This is a genomic window from Paenibacillus sp. FSL R10-2796, assembly GCF_037965315.1.
GTDB lineage: Bacteria > Bacillota > Bacilli > Paenibacillales > Paenibacillaceae > Paenibacillus_AQ > Paenibacillus_AQ odorifer.
Genome location: NZ_CP150178.1, coordinates 1,465,657 through 1,480,245, shown reverse-complemented (window position 1 = coordinate 1,480,245; position 14,589 = coordinate 1,465,657). Strand labels below are relative to the sequence as shown.

Below are 14,589 nucleotides of genomic sequence, written 5' to 3'. Positions count from 1 at the left end.
AGGAGTGAAGCTATGATTAATGAAGTGACATTTACCGAGGCTATGTTCAGAAGAGATTTTAATCCACGTTTACTTGGTCACTTAAAACTCGCAATTAACCACGGCTACATAATGTCAAACAAGTGCATAGACGACAATGATTTCTTGAAGGATTTTGTAGGTAAACGTGACAGATCGAGGTTACAGAATACAGCAGTTGAATTTGCTATCAAAGACAGGGCCGAGCGATTTGGGTTGGAGTTAAAAGCTGTTCCATCTAACAATGTCCGTGGAAGCTTTCCGCATTATGATTTTTTTACTGGGAAGTCTATTTTCACTGTCAGTAGAACTGATAAGTACGATGCCTTTCCTCGTGATGCTGATTTTAGGAGTTTCAACGGTGGAATGAACTCTCAAATCGAAATGGTGCATGATGGAAATTCATTGGTTGTCGTGAATGACTTCGATGATGTTGAAAAATATTACTCTATTTTAACCTTCGGCGGAAAATTAGATGTTGAATTTATGTACTTGGGAGTACCAAATATGACCATCAATAGATGGTTACATCAACAAAATATCGCTACTGCACTTACACCAGTAGAAAAGATAGTTCCACAAAAAGAAGAAATTGCAGAAACTCAAGTAGCAGCCATTAAAGATGAATTCTTAAAACGCAAGGAAGTGTCACAGGGTGAATAGAAATAACGATCACGGGAAATCATCTAAAGCCGCGCATTTACAACAACAATTTGTCCCGGATCGTTTACGACAACTAAGGGTTGCGCTTGGATACTCCACTATAGATTTCTCAGATAATATCAATGTTTCACGTCAAGCTCTAAATCAGTTTGAGACAAATCGCATCACACCGAGTTACGATACAATGCTGTTGATTGAAAAAGTAACTGGTTTTCCTTCAAGTTATTTTTTCAAACCTTTTTCAGCCGCAAACGAAGGACCTTTTTTATTCAGGGCAAATCGTACATCCTTAAAGAAAACTAAAGAGTTCTCACGATTCATCATGCTACAAATGCAAGAAATATATGAGTACTTTAGTAACTATTTAGATTTCACCCCTGTAAATATTCCCCTTTTAGAGTTTGATGTCAGTTCTTCTTTAGATGATATCGAAGAAATCGCTATTGAAGTTCGTAAGCATTGGGGATTAGGTTTAGGTCCGATAAGTCATGTATATCGGCTACTTGAAAACAATGGTGTCGTTCTTGCTCGTTTGAATAAGAAACTGGATAAAGTTGATGCTTTCTCTCAGTGGAGAAACGGAAGACCGTTTATGGTTGTTGGTAATGAAGATTTCACTGCATGCCGACTGAGACTAAACGCAATGCATGAATTCGGTCATTTGCTTATGCATACTGATAGTGAGTTTGAAGATAAGGTGAATCTAGACCCCGAGTTTAATGAATTGGTGGAAGCGCAGGCATTTAGATTTGCGGGCGCCTTTTTGCTACCAAGAGAATCATTCTTAAATGAATTGTTCTCCTTCTCGCTCCCTCACCTTATTGAACTCAAACAAAGATGGGGAGTCTCGCTAGCTGCTATTGTGCGGCGCTGCAAGGACTTGGAAATAATTACTGAATCGAAATATGAAACACTGATTAGACAAGTCAAAAAATATGGAAGAACGGAACCATTGGATGATGTAATAGAACGTGAAATACCTACGGCATTCAGTCAATCTGCTAATCTTCTTATTGACCATGGGATTAAACAAAGACAAGAAATTTTAAACGATCTAAGAGTCCCTGCTAATTTAGTTGAGGTACTAATGGGAGTGAAAAACGGATTTTTCTCTGAAGTTGAATCTCCTTCGAATATTGTTAACATCCGATCGTTGAATAATAGACAGACTTATTAAAAAAACAAGCCCTATCAGAGTTAACTGGTGGGGCTTGTTTTTTTATGAGATCACTTCTATAATATCCTCTATCTTTATCCATTCCCAATCATCGCCATAACGAAACTTAATCTGTCTAAGGTGCTGATCTACTCTCATGACTATTCCATGGATGGATCTGTCCTCATATTCCCCAAACAATGTAATCGTGATCGGACTGCAATCCTCTAAAGATTGAGCTAATACCTGTGAGATTTCAGCTAATGCTTGGGGATCCAACTCAGGCTTTGATCGCACCTCTTCATTCAGCGAATCGTCCAGAATCCTATTTTTATGCTCAGGCATTATCATCCGACTTCCCTCCCAAAGTCCATTACCTTCAAGTTTCTTACGCTGTTGTGGTTTCATTGTCTTCGTCTACTCCCTTAATAACTCTCAACGCTCGTGGCAAGTTCTTACCTCTCTGTATGTACCCCTTGATCTCTAAGCGCTCCATATGTGCATGTATTACCGCTGTAGATGACAATCCTACCTCCTTGGCAAGCTCCCGCAAAGTAGGTGGATAGTGATTAATTTCGATCATCTTAATTAATGATCTGAGTATTTCTTTTTCTTTATTCGTTAATGGCTTCATGCAATTGCTCCTTTATCACTTGGCTGCCAAGCTAATATGTTTACCATTAGAAACACTCTTGGCGCTCCTGTATTTAAGCATGTTGCGCGAATCTTGCCGTCATTCATGCTTTTAACTTCAATTTTGCGCTGAGTAATCTTGCCGACTTTATCTAAGTAAACAATTTCAACGGTTTGACCAATCTGCATTTGCAAGTTGATAGCCTTCCAAAATAAGAACGTTTGTTTGTATTATAACCAAACATACGTTCGAAAATCAATGTAAAAAAGAGCCACGATTATTCTCCGGGCTTCTTTGTGTATTCAATTAATTTGATTACTTTTTCTTAGAGGTTTTCGTTATTGTCATTTCTAGACCAACCTTTGAATTTGTTTTGTCTAACCTCACAGTTAACTTCTTGAATATAAAAACACACTACGAGCTTAATAAGCGTAGTGTGTTTTTGTTCATCATTCAATTTTTAAAATCTCATTTATTAAAATCTCATTTATTAAAATCTCATTATTCTGGCCATTGTGGGAAAGTTCCTAAAACCATTACCCCAAAAGTATATTTCCAAGTCGTGCTTCCTCTTTTAAGTTGCGTTGTGAATTTCACTCCAATTTGAGTGCCTAATCCACTAGTTAATACGGGTTCCCAATTATAATTTTGGACTTCAAATAAATATGTATTTCCAGATATTATATTCCAAGGATTTCCGGGGTGATTGCCCTCATTTGTATAATTTTGATTCGTGACGGCTCCGTTTTTTCCAGGACCGACCTGTATGATAGTCGAGTCTGCAGTCATAGATGAAATCGTAGAATCTTCTTTGTCCCAACGGACATAGGCTTTATCCATTCCAGTATACATGTCATTATAATAGGTACTAGAATAGATCGTTATGGATAGATTCACACCTCCGGAAGGATCCCATTTATTGTCTCCCTTAAATGCTCTTAAACTAACATCAGTTTTATACTGAGTTCTTTCTTCACCTGTTTCAAGGTTTTTAATATCACGGATCTTGTGTGTTTCATTTTTGAGGATTTCAGTTTCTAATGAACTTTCCGTTTCACCATCCGTAGACAGTAGTAAAGCCTTCTCATTACTGTTATCAAAAAAACGAGCAGCCTTCTGTTCACTCACATTGTAATCTAAATCCGTCTCATCGTAAGCTTTGGTTACTGTAAAGCCTTCCGGAATAAAATCATTATCAACATCCTCTACATTTTTAGCTGATACAATACCACCTACACTAGTCAATGATAACGAAAAAACAAGTGTCATAATTCCAAATTTAATTTTTTTTCTCAACATTTCCAAATTCCTCCTTTAAATGTGATATATAGACACTATACCACATTAAAATAGTATTACTAGTATAATTTCCAGATTTATTGTATTATTTTAGTAGATTAAAATACATTAAAAGTAGGTGTCCATCACGAAAAAACTAATTCTATTAAGTATTTTGCCATTATTTTTTTTGATTGGTTGCTCTGATAAAACTCTCAGTTGGGAAGGACAAAGTGCTCATTGGACCGCAACAATAAAAAACGAAAAAAGTTCAGAACTAACTAATTTCACTATTAAATATATCGGAAAAGAGAAAGAATTAACTACTATCTCTTATCAGTTCGCAGGGCAAGTTATAACAGCTAAAGGGCTGTACGATGATAAAACTTATCCTAATTCACTTCAAATTCAATCAACTTCAGAGAAAAATATGGAACGCGAAGAATCTTCGGTAAAACTTATAATTAAGTGGAACAATAGTAATGAAGAAATCGTACAATTAAAGAAAAATTAAACTTTTATGAGATATATCACAATGTTCACTCGTGCCGTTCGATGTAAACCTAGGCTTAGAGCAGTAATAGAAACTCCGAAATCATTTTTAAGTAAATTAATGAGCAGATCAACAAATACCCCGCCAACCACTTTAGGTTGACGGGGTATTTGTTATACATACTTAAGCCAAAACCATCCTAAACTCAAATTCATTTCTCATGTAATAAGCATCAGCAATCTTAACGCTCACTGGACTCCATTTCTGAATTGGACCCTCACAATCAATTGTACAGTCAGCTAGATCACCGCGACGTTCAAGTATATCCACTTTAGATTGTTTAAGGGCAGCTGTTAGAAATTCAGAGTCTGTCTTGAGGACTTTGTATACATTACTCAACAAGATCACGCCTTTGTTTTAAATTGAAGTTCTACATTATGTATACTCTGAATTCAAACCGCCCCCGAACAAAATGAGCTCCAGCGAGTTTAATAGAGTCTGGTGTATACCCCTCTACAATTCCACCATAATCCATAATATGCCCCATTGGATCTTGTTCCAGCCGAAACCATACGGTTACCTTGGATTGGGACAGGGCTGCTGCTAGAAACTCGGAATCCGAGACCAATACCTTATATGTAACACTCACTTCTTTCACTCCTATGTATTGAAATCACGAACGATAACTATTTCTTCGCGACCAGTCGTTTTTCTGCTTTAAAATCCTTCTTAATTACTTTATTGTTGTTCATGTAATTATCCCATGAATCATACTTCCAATGTGGATCTCCTTCAATAATATCCTTGACCTTGTCTATTTGCCCCATTTTAAATAAATCAATTATCTCAATAAGATCATTTCTGCTATGTAATTTAACGCCGTTATATCCTGCAAGTTCATCACAAGCAGCAGTGTACACATTTGAGGCTATCACCATAGACTTCTTGGCTCGATAGTACCTCATTGAGCTATACACCTCTTGAACTGCTCCTAAGCCTACTGGGTACGAATAGCGCTTCGCCTGGACTACATCACGATACCCTTCACGATCTGTAAAAACTAAATCAGTACCAAAGTCTCTACTTCTAGGAGTTTTGTAAGCATCCTTATATCCCAAAGCTAAAAACAGGAGATATAAATATTCTTCAAAGTCTGATCCATCCTCCATCTGATCTATGTCCTTGATTGTAATCTTCAGAGGATCGATTATTTCACCTTTTGAGTACTGCGGTTTTCTTTTCGATAAAAGAAGAACTACAACAACTGTAGTAACGACTACGATAATCCCAGCAAAAATTAATACCTTAAGCAATTTTTATCCTCCTCAGCAAAAAAAACTCACGAGCTTCCTCGTGAGACCTTAACTACAATATAATTCATTTGGGACATTATGTATATGTTTCTATATCATTGGTAAGAATAGGGTTCCAAACAAAACACCTCGCCAATAAATGGCAAGGTGTCTATTAATAACAATTATTTAAACCTCAAGAAGCCTTTTTCTGTTATTAACCTCAAAAGCAAATCGACGTTTAATTGTTTCATTTATTGTCCTATTGGCATCCGAAAACCCTAAGTGTTCCTTTATGAAGTCAAAATCATAAGTCTCAAGTAAATCAATAAAAGCCGAGTTAATGAATGACGAAGATGCGCTGTCAATTCCTTTGAAAGAAACGATTACTTTTTCGCCGCTTCTAAAATGCCTTAATAGCAGTTTTTGGATTGTTTCGCCGTCATCATTGGAGTAACATTGACTTACAAAATCAATGATCTTCAATAATCGTCCCATGAGAAATCCTCCTTAACATATTCAATTGTGTCCGTTCTGAAATTTAATTCAAGTAATGTTCCTGGGTAAAATCCCTCGCTCAGTTCTGAGCTGATAACCATATGCTCACCATTATGGTTACAACATAGTATACCACTGTTTGAGTGTATGTAAACATCGCCTTTATTATTATTTACCACATTATGTAATAAGAAAGCAAGACCTGCACCTCTGTTTCTAGGGGTAGATTTTGTTGTAAACCCCTCTTCAACAGCCTTAATTAAGGCTTCAGCATCATTAAGCGATGGATGCTTAGTTTGCACACTTGATGGTATCCCTATTCCGAAATCCGAAATAGCTACAGTAACCAAATTCTTCTTTGCGAATTGTTGTATGAAAATAAATCCATTATTCTCGCTCGAATGATCTTTGATGTTGTTAAAGACTTCTTTAAGACATGTTTTAATATCTCCCAAAGACTCTTTGCTTAAACTCAACTTTAGTGCTAACCATTCCATAGCGTTATCTAAGTACTGGTAACTTCTGTCATAAACCACATTTTCTAAAGGAAGTGTTGTAGCTCTCAAAGCAGAAGTTGAGTCAAGTGTCTCGTTTAGATAGCTCTTAAAAAACATTGAATCGTCAAGGTATGACATAGTACACCACTTATTCTTCTTGTTTGGCTTTCTATACCTGAAGGAAACTGAAGATCCATGTTTCTGTAATTTTCCAATTAAATTGCTGAGTACCGTTATTCCAACTGGTTGTATGAATTCTAAAGGTCGAAAATCAAAAATTATCTTTTCATCCCTTGGTAACATTTCCTCATCTAAAATCTGTTTAATAAATGGGTACATAGACTCTCTAGTAAACCTCGAAGGTAGTTCAACTTCCATGCTAAAATCTCCTCTGTAGCGTTATAGATGTCTATTGTACTACCCTTATCAACAATTCGTATACAATAAAATCCAATTGTTTTGTATTTATACAAAAATCCCACCAGCTGAAGCCAGTGGGCATACTTTTTTTACTCTTTTGTATTCCCTGATCTATTACTAAACGCCATCTCAAATAATCCCGTTGCTGATAGTCCCGCTAGGCCGCCCGCCCATAATCTAAGCACTAAGCCTAGCTCTGTAAATGGATAAGCAGCTGCGCCGATCAACAGGCCGATAACTAATCCAATCAAGGGCAATATATTTTTAGGCACGTTAAACGAAGTCTTTACGAACTGCACTCCTGCCAACACAAAAACGGCGATCACCGAGGCGAACGCCAGTACATTAGTTAGGTTTTCATTGTCCATAAATTATTTATCTCCCTTCGCAAATAATCCCATATTGTACAACATTTGAATCACATTAAGTTCTAGTTTTGATTTTTCTGCCGATGTAGTAATCGCTCCAACCGCTTTAGCAGCTGTAATAGCCTCACTATAATTGATGGCATATGTTTCCTTGCCCGAGATGTTTAATCGCTTTTCTACGTCCATTAGGCGCTCATCCTGTTTCGCTATGATTGCTTCTAGCTCCTCAATTTTACTCATGTCTTCCTTTACCTCCTCTTTTAGTCGATCTATAATAGCTGTTGCTTTTGCCATAGCAATCTCTGACGGATTAGCACCCGCACGTAGTTGTGAGGTTGTCATTCCAAAAGTGATTTGAAAATGTGGTGCATCCTTAATCGAGACAAAATCACCGCCCCATTCAAAACCAAGAGCTTTAGCCTCCTGAACTACCTCAGTCCAATCAGCTACCTTGTCACCATCACCGTCACGTTTTAAATCCCATGATACCTGTTTCCCATCTGGTAGTAACAACGCGAAGTCGATAGCTAGTCCAAAGTTATGATAACTGGTCCCGCCCTTAGCGTTGGTGACCTTTAGTTTATCAGGCTGTGCCTTAACGCTAGATAATCCAACTGCATTAAGCTCTGCTTGCGTCCGTCCCTGAGCAAATAGTCCATTCTGCTCAGCTATTGTCCGCAACCCCTGAGTTATCAAAATAGGCACTCCCCGAGCGTAACAGCGTTCAATTAAAACTGTCGCAGCTGCTAAAACTACGGGATGTAAACCAATCAATCTCGTAGATGATTTACTCTTTACTTGATCCAGCGTCAACATCGTTCTTCCCCTCCTTCTTTCCACCAGATTTAGACTCCAAGACTGCAACAGCATCCCGCAGGATTGGCGGCATAGGTAAGCCCATTTTCCCAGCGTTCTCAATAATGCTCAAAAGCTCGTTTGCCAAATAAAAAAACACTACTGCATCCCGCAAGTAGTGCATGTCACCGAGTACAACGTCTATAAAATGAGCGACCACAACAAACATAAAAATGGATACTTTTTTCGCCACACCAATGTAACCCTTCATACTTCTCAATTCTCCGTTTATCCAGGCGGCGATCCATCCTGTTACAAAATCCACGCAAACTAACATAAGAAGTGCTTGTAACATAACAGTCCATCCTCCCCAAATGTATCCAACAACAACGCCTGCTGCTGTTGATACAGCTTTTATAATTTGAGCCTTGTCATCCATACGCCCCCGCCCCTTCTATCTCTGATTTTAAAAATAGCCCCCGGGGATCCGAGGGCAAAATAAAAACGCCTCAATGGGCGCCAACTTTATTTATTCTTCTTCAGCAAGGAATTCAAGTCCGCTATCAACCAAAATTTCTTTTACTCCTGGTCTCAAAGTCGATGGAACCTCAATATATTTGGTCTTACCTAAGATTACGCGCTGTGCAAAAAACATAGCCATCATGATGTCACCCCCTTTCCTCTTTGACATGAACCAGTAAAAAATGCGCGCTATCATTGGTATATCTGCATTGCCATTTCAGCAATGATATCCTCAATGAAATCGGCGCGTTCAGTTATTGCGTTGTTCTGTGCTTTTAAGAGCATGTTTTCTTTTTTTAGCATCTCAATTTCTGAGAGTTCTCCAGGCTTCGTCAACTCCGCAATCTCTTCTGGTGTTAAGCTCTCGATCCATAGGTTATCTGGCATCATAGGTGGCATATAGATAGGCTGCTCGCCTTGTTCTTCGCCTTCTGCATAACTCTCCCGCCAATCGTGTAGCTCGTCGGCATAGTCGCTCTGTGCCTCTAGTACAACGTCCTGATATGCTTCCCATGCTAATAGATCAAATCGAGGATGATACAATCCGGTGGGCATCGGAACACCTACAAGATAACCGATGATCTCTCTTGGCTGTTCTGGTTCTTCTGGCATGTCCGGTTCATCTTCGATCTCTTCATCTCCCGGCAGCTCAGGAGCTTCTTCCTGCACTGGCTGGGCATAAATAGGGACGACCCCTATTAAAGAGTCGTCCGGTTCTACATCTTCTATATACAGTCCGTTTAGGTCTACTTTCGGTACTGCTTTTCTCATGATATCGCCTCCTTTAATCTAACGGAAACCGTAGACCATCAAATATAATATTTTGCTTTACGTTGACCTCTGTTGTTATATCTCCATTTACACCTACTGACACTGCGCTCGACATTGGATCTACTTTTGATGTCCATGAGGATGTAAGCATTCTAGTGATTCGCACAGGTCGAAACTGCGTCGGCAAATTAAAAATCTTTGTACCCACTGGTACGTCAGTAATGTTGTAATATACGTACCCACGAAATTCAATAAATCCTTTATTCACGCGATAAGCTAAATCGAAGGCAGTAAATCCGCTTAGCACTGCGGACGGTGTAATCCAAGGCCCTGCATCCTTCTCCGCTTTCTTGGCAGCTAACACACTAACGGTTGAGCTTATCTCTGTCACTGCATCTGTTAAATCATGAATTTGCATCTTCTCAGTGGCGGCGTACGCTCCTGATACCGAAGGTACTGGTGATTTATCCAGTTTGATGTAAGAGACGCTGTAGGAAGCAGCTGTATCGTAATTATCCGTCCATGCATAAAACGTTCCGTCTGCTAATTTATCAATATTCCAAAAATCAGGCAGACCGTTTTTAAAAACTTGTTTAATTTCGGAGGCGCGTTTTTTCAGGCTAGAATCTCCACCATTGCCTGCGTCATTGAGTCCAATGTAGTATACGTCTGATAAAGCATTTTTCTTCGGTCTCGCAGGCTCCCTCGATATATAACCACTGCCTACCTCGATAAAGTTATCGCCTTCGAGCAGAGAAAGAGCGCCATCCTCTTGTACCGTCTCCGTGGTCGGTGTTGCTAGACGGTATAGAAGTTGATACGGTGTCCAGCCCGAAGGTATTGTTGTTGGCAATACTCCTACCGGATTGCCAGCACTCAAAATCTCGACCCATCCTTTTGTTTGTCCGGCCGTACCGTTATATGGATTTGTAGCCACTCCACTAGCGCCGTTGTACATCCGCCAGCCATTAAAATATGCCTTAATTTCGTCAGATGTAGGAGTGTAGGAGTCCCCCCAACCGGAATCTGTGATGGCAATAGTAATGTATAATACACCATTGTAAAGCGTTGATTGATCAGCAGCTGAATAAACACCCGCTGAAGGATATAAAGGGTATCCGTTATACTTAGTCACTCGTTCTGATGCGTTTATGCCACTAGAAGTTGGTAAAATAACGCGTACACGTTTGAAACCTGTGTAATTCGTATCGAATAACCACGACCAGTCACCCACAAGATTGGATTTACGCCATAACCTCGTCACCTCATACCGTCCGTTAACCTCACGCAGTATATCCGGTTCGTTGCCATCCGTTGGGTTAGCGTGTAACTCTACTCCACCAAAAGAGATAGGAGAGTCTTCGCGGGGCTGAAACGGTGTGGCGACGTTGCCGAGTTCGAGTTGCCAGTTTTTGAACCTATATACTCCATTGATTTCATTGGACAAATACACTCTAATTTTAATCGCATTAGCTGGGGCAGGGCCTATATTAATACTACCGCCAGTCATGGGCAAAAATGCTTGCATAATATTTTGACCATCGCTGCCAAAAAATCCGCCATCAGCGTAGGCGCCTGCATCTACGGTATCCATGCTAAAAGTATATTTTTGTCCAGGTATAACCGGAAAATCAATGTAGGAAGTGTTGTATATGCCTTGTGCCGTAAGCGTCATATCATATGGCCCGTTCATCTTTGCGTTGGCGTGCAAACTATCCGGCACGCTTGGCAGCAAATTACGTCCATACCGTCTAACCCATAACCCATCCACTCCATTAATACCAGGAGGTACATAAGGCAATAGAGCATCAATAGCAGCGCCTGTGATCGTGGTTCCGATGGCTGCATAGTCTGTTGCGGATACGGCGTATAGGCGTAATTCATCGTAATATACCGTGCTTGCTCCCGCGCTTCCATAACCAACTACAATCCTCAACCCATTGCCAACCAAAGAATTGTTTACTGGTAATTTAAGAGGTACAAACTGCCAACTACCAACAATACTTGTGTTTGGAGAGGTTGAGTATCTTATTGTATTTGTCCCCATATCATATAATGCAATTGTCGGGGCTCCCGCAGTGTAGGACTCAATAAATACCCAAACACCAAATACATATTGCAGCGGCTTATCAATTTGAACTGAGAAGTCACGCGTCATGTAGCTCCCGCCTGTTGAACCCGATGCCATCTTAAACGATGAAGCACCCGATTTTTTCTGAGCGGTAGAAATAGCCGGGAGTGTTGACCCAGCCAACGACCACCCCGTTAAACTCTCTCCACTCCCAGCCCCACCAAGTAAATCTATTAACGTCCTACCCTGTACCTTTAATCCTTGTAGTCTAGCGTTCTTTGTTGCGTTTAGAATTTGCTGTCCAGCCACTAAATTGATAGCTGTGAGAGATTCAGTATTTAGCCTGTTATTAATCGGAAGCACTGCTGCATCCGCTTTAGCCTGAGATCCTGTTGTTGTTTCTTTGGCGTTCCATGTTGCCTTTTCAGCATCAGTTGCAAAACGATGTGTGGCATCTTCTACAACTTCCGATCCGTTAACATTTCCCCATGATGAGCTTCCGGCTGTTGTTCCAGCTTTAAGTACTTTGCCATTGTTACTAGTACCCGTAGCTGGTACGTGTTGATTACCATCTCCTGTAGGATGTGTATAATTATTAGCTCCGGTAGCTACTCCAGACAATTTTGTCTTTTCCGCTGTCGTGTAATCATTGGTAGATAATTGCTTGCCGGATACCTTATCTACCTTATTACCAACAGTTGTGTCTATTTTATCCCAGTTATCATTGAGCATAGTATCGATGTTAAAAGTATCATTACCATCGGTAACTGGGTTAACTTTGAGTAAATTCAAATTGGGTGTATTACTGGACAACAGGCCCACCTCCCGCAAATTTATTTAATAGCGTCTGCTGCAATTGGTTGATTGTCATGATCTTATGCACCTCTTTGATAAGCAAATAACGGTAGGCATAAGACAAAGTCATATGAGCCGGTTTGATATCCTCTAAGGCTTTTTTAAGGTCATCTATGTTAATTGGCACACCCAATGTATCAATAAAGGTAATCACGATCTTATACTCAGCTGGAGATACAGCCACATCAACAGTGCCGCCGTCATATGCCTGTGCTACATTCTTAATCATGTCTCCGGATACCTTGCCAAATCCACGCATTTTTGAAATGATCACAGACCGCCGTTGCTCAGTAGGTTTGTTGGTATCGACTACGATTTGTAATTCCTCTTCGTATCTCCCCAATGCCCAAGTAGCCGACTCCGGGAATGCTTGGTTCAATAATTCTTCAACCCGTGCGCCAAGGAGATCAAACTCTGGTCCTTCACCGTTCATCAACTCGTTCATTTCGAGTATGTCGGCATAATAAGCTGGGAGATATCCTTTTAAATGGTCAGCCCCACTCATGTTACAGTCACCGTCCCAAGCACTGCTACAGCATCATCTGGTATCTGAATATTAACTGTTTGATTGTTTACTTTCAGATTTGTATAATCAATCACCGGTGGTATATCTAATATTAGACTCTGTATCCGGGTATAACGGACTAACGAGTCAGTAAAGGCAAGAGTGGCCAGATAATTCCTAGTCGCTGTCTCCAACTGCGTTTTTACTTGATCCGTTGTAGCTCCACTTGCAAGAGTTACACTCACCGATATATTAATAGGAAACTCAGTAGCCCCAACTACCGTAACAACTGCACCGATCGGTGCTACTCCTTCACCCATCCCGTCCTTTGTCGGATCAATAAAATTCTGAACAGCCTCTACAATCGCTGTCGATGGTTTTCTCATATCATTGTTTAGCAACACTACCTTAACGGTACCAGGTCCATTCCATAGAGGGAACGCCTTAGCCCGACCAACACCGCTGATTTCCCGAGCCCATTGCTCATATTGGTATCTGTTACCGCTGGTGACTGGTTTGGTTATCCGCTCCTGATACCTCTCGTAGAGCGCTTTATCCGTTTCCCGGTCCACTCCGGCAACAAGCAGTTCTGTCAGTTCGGCCCGAGCTAGGTTATTAATAAAATCAATTGGCAGTAGTGCCCCGAATGTTTGATTTCCAGCAGCTCCTACAGTTTCTGATTCCATCCGGTAATTACCAAGAGAAAGCCGTTCTATTGCCTTGTAGTTGATATCACCTATTGCAAACCGACTGCCTACCGGGATATCTAAAAGTGTATTGGATGAATTGTAAAACAACCCTCTTAATTGCGCTTTAGTAGCCACCTTTCTGGTAACACCTGACCATGCTACTGCCCGATCTAAGTAATCACCACTCGTTGTGTCTGCGAAGATCAGGTTTGTATTAATATCTAACTCGACATACATCTGAGCTAATTCCATTGCTGCTGGAGCCATAGCATCATAAATAATGCTACCTTCTCGCTTGTCCAGCCCATCTGGTACCCTGTCTAACATCCGTTCTAAGATCGTTTCAAACGTTTGATCTTCATACACCACCATTCACCTCCAATCGGTCTGTATAGTTTCCGTAATCACTCTCTACGTCAAACAAGACGAGCACCGCATCGCCATCATAGGTAAATCTAAAGTTGGTTACAGAAACGATACGATCATCCTGCAGTAACGCTTCCCTAGTCCATCGTTCCACTTCAGTTTCAAACACCGCACGGCCCCGCATCGCTCCAACATCTGCCTCACTACCGTAATTGTCACTGTAAATCAAGTTTTCAAATCGGATTGTCGAGAGTATTTTTATAACTGCCTGTTTTACGGCATCCAATCCATCCACTACCACAGATCCTATACGCCCATTTACAAGGTCTAATTTATAAGTAAGACTTGGTTGGGGTGTATCCTCCATATCCTCATTCAGTAGCACATTATCGCTCTGTGGTATCAAACGCTCACCACCCTATCCATGATTACGTAGCGTTGACCACCTTGCATGCGGATAAGTAAAAGTTTATCTCCAGTAGCTAACGGCTTACGAATTACGTATTCTTGGATTCCTATTGATATTTTCTGTTCAGATAAGGTTTCCGGAACAATTAAAAAATCCTCCGTAAGTGAAAGCCGATTATCGACCAACACTACAAGAGGATTAATTTTTTCTACAATTCCTAGCTGTACCAGAACTGGACCAGCAGCATTCACCGCTTCAGTGGCAGCGCGTTTTATCGCATCTATCATGA

22 protein-coding genes are annotated in these 14,589 nt (G+C 40.4%); 3 read left to right on the top strand and 19 right to left on the bottom strand.

Annotated elements, in window-relative coordinates; genetic code table 11:
• The first annotated feature begins 12 nt into the window (after positions 1-12).
• Positions 13-681 (top strand): hypothetical protein, encoded by a 669-nt coding sequence (locus NST58_RS06810; protein WP_339246958.1) that lies wholly within the window; start codon positions 13-15, stop codon positions 679-681.
• The gene (locus tag NST58_RS06805) at positions 674-1,858 is read left to right on the top strand and encodes an XRE family transcriptional regulator (RefSeq protein ID WP_339246955.1); all 1,185 of its coding nucleotides are present in this window, start codon (positions 674-676) and stop codon (positions 1,856-1,858) included. Before NST58_RS06810 ends, NST58_RS06805 begins: the two co-directional genes overlap by 8 nt.
• A 42-nt stretch (positions 1,859-1,900) precedes the next feature.
• Here the strand turns inward: NST58_RS06805 and NST58_RS06800 are convergent, their stop codons facing one another.
• The 4 genes from NST58_RS06800 to NST58_RS06785 form a co-directional block, all read right to left on the bottom strand.
• Positions 1,901-2,245, bottom strand: coding sequence for a YolD-like family protein (locus NST58_RS06800; RefSeq protein ID WP_339246953.1), 345 nt, complete (start codon positions 2,243-2,245; stop codon positions 1,901-1,903).
• Positions 2,226-2,471, bottom strand: coding sequence for a winged helix-turn-helix transcriptional regulator (locus tag NST58_RS06795; protein WP_339246950.1), 246 nt, complete (start codon positions 2,469-2,471; stop codon positions 2,226-2,228). Before NST58_RS06795 ends, NST58_RS06800 begins: the two co-directional genes overlap by 20 nt.
• Entirely contained in the window at positions 2,468-2,659 is a 192-nt protein-coding gene (locus tag NST58_RS06790; RefSeq protein ID WP_076303973.1) for a hypothetical protein, read from the bottom strand. Before NST58_RS06790 ends, NST58_RS06795 begins: the two co-directional genes overlap by 4 nt.
• Positions 2,660-2,972: 313 nt before the next feature.
• Entirely contained in the window at positions 2,973-3,770 is a 798-nt protein-coding gene (locus NST58_RS06785) for a hypothetical protein (RefSeq protein ID WP_339246948.1), read from the bottom strand.
• A 118-nt stretch (positions 3,771-3,888) separates the two neighbouring features.
• Here NST58_RS06785 and NST58_RS06780 point away from each other — a divergent pair, with 118 nt between their 5' ends.
• The gene (locus NST58_RS06780; RefSeq protein ID WP_339246945.1) at positions 3,889-4,263 is read left to right on the top strand and encodes a hypothetical protein; all 375 of its coding nucleotides are present in this window, start codon (positions 3,889-3,891) and stop codon (positions 4,261-4,263) included.
• Between the two features lie 162 nt (positions 4,264-4,425).
• On the opposite strand, the gene NST58_RS06775 is transcribed toward NST58_RS06780, so the two are convergent.
• The 15 genes from NST58_RS06775 to NST58_RS06705 all read right to left on the bottom strand — a co-directional run bounded on the left by NST58_RS06775 (position 4,426) and on the right by NST58_RS06705 (position 14,587).
• Positions 4,426-4,650, bottom strand: coding sequence for a hypothetical protein (locus NST58_RS06775; RefSeq protein WP_339246942.1), 225 nt, complete (start codon positions 4,648-4,650; stop codon positions 4,426-4,428).
• Between the two features lie 22 nt (positions 4,651-4,672).
• The gene (locus tag NST58_RS06770) at positions 4,673-4,891 is read right to left on the bottom strand and encodes a hypothetical protein (RefSeq protein WP_339246939.1); all 219 of its coding nucleotides are present in this window, start codon (positions 4,889-4,891) and stop codon (positions 4,673-4,675) included.
• A gap of 37 nt (positions 4,892-4,928) precedes the next feature.
• Entirely contained in the window at positions 4,929-5,555 is a 627-nt protein-coding gene (locus NST58_RS06765; RefSeq protein ID WP_339246935.1) for a restriction endonuclease, read from the bottom strand.
• Positions 5,556-5,723: 168 nt separating this feature from the next.
• On the bottom strand, positions 5,724-6,032 hold the full coding sequence (locus NST58_RS06760; protein ID WP_076144349.1) for an STAS-like domain-containing protein: 309 nt from the start codon (positions 6,030-6,032) through the stop codon (positions 5,724-5,726).
• Complete coding sequence (locus NST58_RS06755) at positions 6,017-6,907, bottom strand: ATP-binding protein (RefSeq protein ID WP_339246931.1); 891 nt, start codon at positions 6,905-6,907, stop codon at positions 6,017-6,019. Before NST58_RS06755 ends, NST58_RS06760 begins: the two co-directional genes overlap by 16 nt.
• A gap of 131 nt (positions 6,908-7,038) precedes the next feature.
• Positions 7,039-7,317, bottom strand: coding sequence for a holin (locus tag NST58_RS06750; protein ID WP_339246928.1), 279 nt, complete (start codon positions 7,315-7,317; stop codon positions 7,039-7,041).
• A 3-nt stretch (positions 7,318-7,320) separates the two neighbouring features.
• Positions 7,321-8,133, bottom strand: a complete 813-nt coding sequence (locus tag NST58_RS06745; RefSeq protein ID WP_339246925.1) for a M15 family metallopeptidase — start codon at positions 8,131-8,133, stop codon at positions 7,321-7,323.
• Positions 8,105-8,551, bottom strand: coding sequence for a phage holin family protein (locus tag NST58_RS06740; protein WP_339246922.1), 447 nt, complete (start codon positions 8,549-8,551; stop codon positions 8,105-8,107). Before NST58_RS06740 ends, NST58_RS06745 begins: the two co-directional genes overlap by 29 nt.
• A gap of 90 nt (positions 8,552-8,641) precedes the next feature.
• Positions 8,642-8,776: a hypothetical protein gene (locus tag NST58_RS06735; RefSeq protein WP_256715915.1), complete on the bottom strand. Its 135-nt coding sequence runs from the start codon at positions 8,774-8,776 to the stop codon at positions 8,642-8,644.
• Between the two features lie 50 nt (positions 8,777-8,826).
• Positions 8,827-9,405 carry a hypothetical protein gene (locus NST58_RS06730; RefSeq protein WP_339246919.1) on the bottom strand — a complete coding sequence of 193 codons (579 nt, stop codon included), beginning with the start codon at positions 9,403-9,405 and terminating at the stop codon, positions 8,827-8,829.
• Positions 9,406-9,418: 13 nt separating this feature from the next.
• The gene (locus NST58_RS06725; RefSeq protein WP_339246918.1) at positions 9,419-12,289 is read right to left on the bottom strand and encodes a hypothetical protein; all 2,871 of its coding nucleotides are present in this window, start codon (positions 12,287-12,289) and stop codon (positions 9,419-9,421) included.
• The gene (locus NST58_RS06720; protein WP_339246915.1) at positions 12,279-12,836 is read right to left on the bottom strand and encodes a YmfQ family protein; all 558 of its coding nucleotides are present in this window, start codon (positions 12,834-12,836) and stop codon (positions 12,279-12,281) included. Before NST58_RS06720 ends, NST58_RS06725 begins: the two co-directional genes overlap by 11 nt.
• A complete protein-coding gene (locus NST58_RS06715; RefSeq protein ID WP_339246912.1) occupies positions 12,833-13,897 on the bottom strand; it encodes a baseplate J/gp47 family protein in 1,065 nt (354 codons plus the stop codon). Before NST58_RS06715 ends, NST58_RS06720 begins: the two co-directional genes overlap by 4 nt.
• Positions 13,884-14,297, bottom strand: a complete 414-nt coding sequence (locus NST58_RS06710) for a DUF2634 domain-containing protein (RefSeq protein WP_339246909.1) — start codon at positions 14,295-14,297, stop codon at positions 13,884-13,886. Before NST58_RS06710 ends, NST58_RS06715 begins: the two co-directional genes overlap by 14 nt.
• Entirely contained in the window at positions 14,294-14,587 is a 294-nt protein-coding gene (locus NST58_RS06705) for a DUF2577 domain-containing protein (RefSeq protein ID WP_339246908.1), read from the bottom strand. Before NST58_RS06705 ends, NST58_RS06710 begins: the two co-directional genes overlap by 4 nt.
• Positions 14,588-14,589: the final 2 nt, after the last annotated feature.

Coding starts and splice junctions, on each gene's coding strand:
- NST58_RS06810 (WP_339246958.1), top strand. CDS start 13: ATGATTAATGAAGTGACATTTACCGAGGCTATGTTCAGAAGAGATTTT.
- NST58_RS06800 (WP_339246953.1), bottom strand. CDS start 2,245: ATGAAACCACAACAGCGTAAGAAACTTGAAGGTAATGGACTTTGGGAG.
- NST58_RS06795 (WP_339246950.1), bottom strand. CDS start 2,471: ATGAAGCCATTAACGAATAAAGAAAAAGAAATACTCAGATCATTAATT.
- NST58_RS06790 (WP_076303973.1), bottom strand. CDS start 2,659: ATGCAGATTGGTCAAACCGTTGAAATTGTTTACTTAGATAAAGTCGGC.
- NST58_RS06785 (WP_339246948.1), bottom strand. CDS start 3,770: ATGTTGAGAAAAAAAATTAAATTTGGAATTATGACACTTGTTTTTTCG.
- NST58_RS06760 (WP_076144349.1), bottom strand. CDS start 6,032: ATGGGACGATTATTGAAGATCATTGATTTTGTAAGTCAATGTTACTCC.
- NST58_RS06755 (WP_339246931.1), bottom strand. CDS start 6,907: ATGGAAGTTGAACTACCTTCGAGGTTTACTAGAGAGTCTATGTACCCA.
- NST58_RS06750 (WP_339246928.1), bottom strand. CDS start 7,317: ATGGACAATGAAAACCTAACTAATGTACTGGCGTTCGCCTCGGTGATC.
- NST58_RS06745 (WP_339246925.1), bottom strand. CDS start 8,133: ATGTTGACGCTGGATCAAGTAAAGAGTAAATCATCTACGAGATTGATT.
- NST58_RS06740 (WP_339246922.1), bottom strand. CDS start 8,551: ATGGATGACAAGGCTCAAATTATAAAAGCTGTATCAACAGCAGCAGGC.
- NST58_RS06735 (WP_256715915.1), bottom strand. CDS start 8,776: ATGATGGCTATGTTTTTTGCACAGCGCGTAATCTTAGGTAAGACCAAA.
- NST58_RS06730 (WP_339246919.1), bottom strand. CDS start 9,405: ATGAGAAAAGCAGTACCGAAAGTAGACCTAAACGGACTGTATATAGAA.
- NST58_RS06720 (WP_339246915.1), bottom strand. CDS start 12,836: ATGAGTGGGGCTGACCATTTAAAAGGATATCTCCCAGCTTATTATGCC.
- NST58_RS06715 (WP_339246912.1), bottom strand. CDS start 13,897: ATGGTGGTGTATGAAGATCAAACGTTTGAAACGATCTTAGAACGGATG.
- NST58_RS06705 (WP_339246908.1), bottom strand. CDS start 14,587: ATGATAGATGCGATAAAACGCGCTGCCACTGAAGCGGTGAATGCTGCT.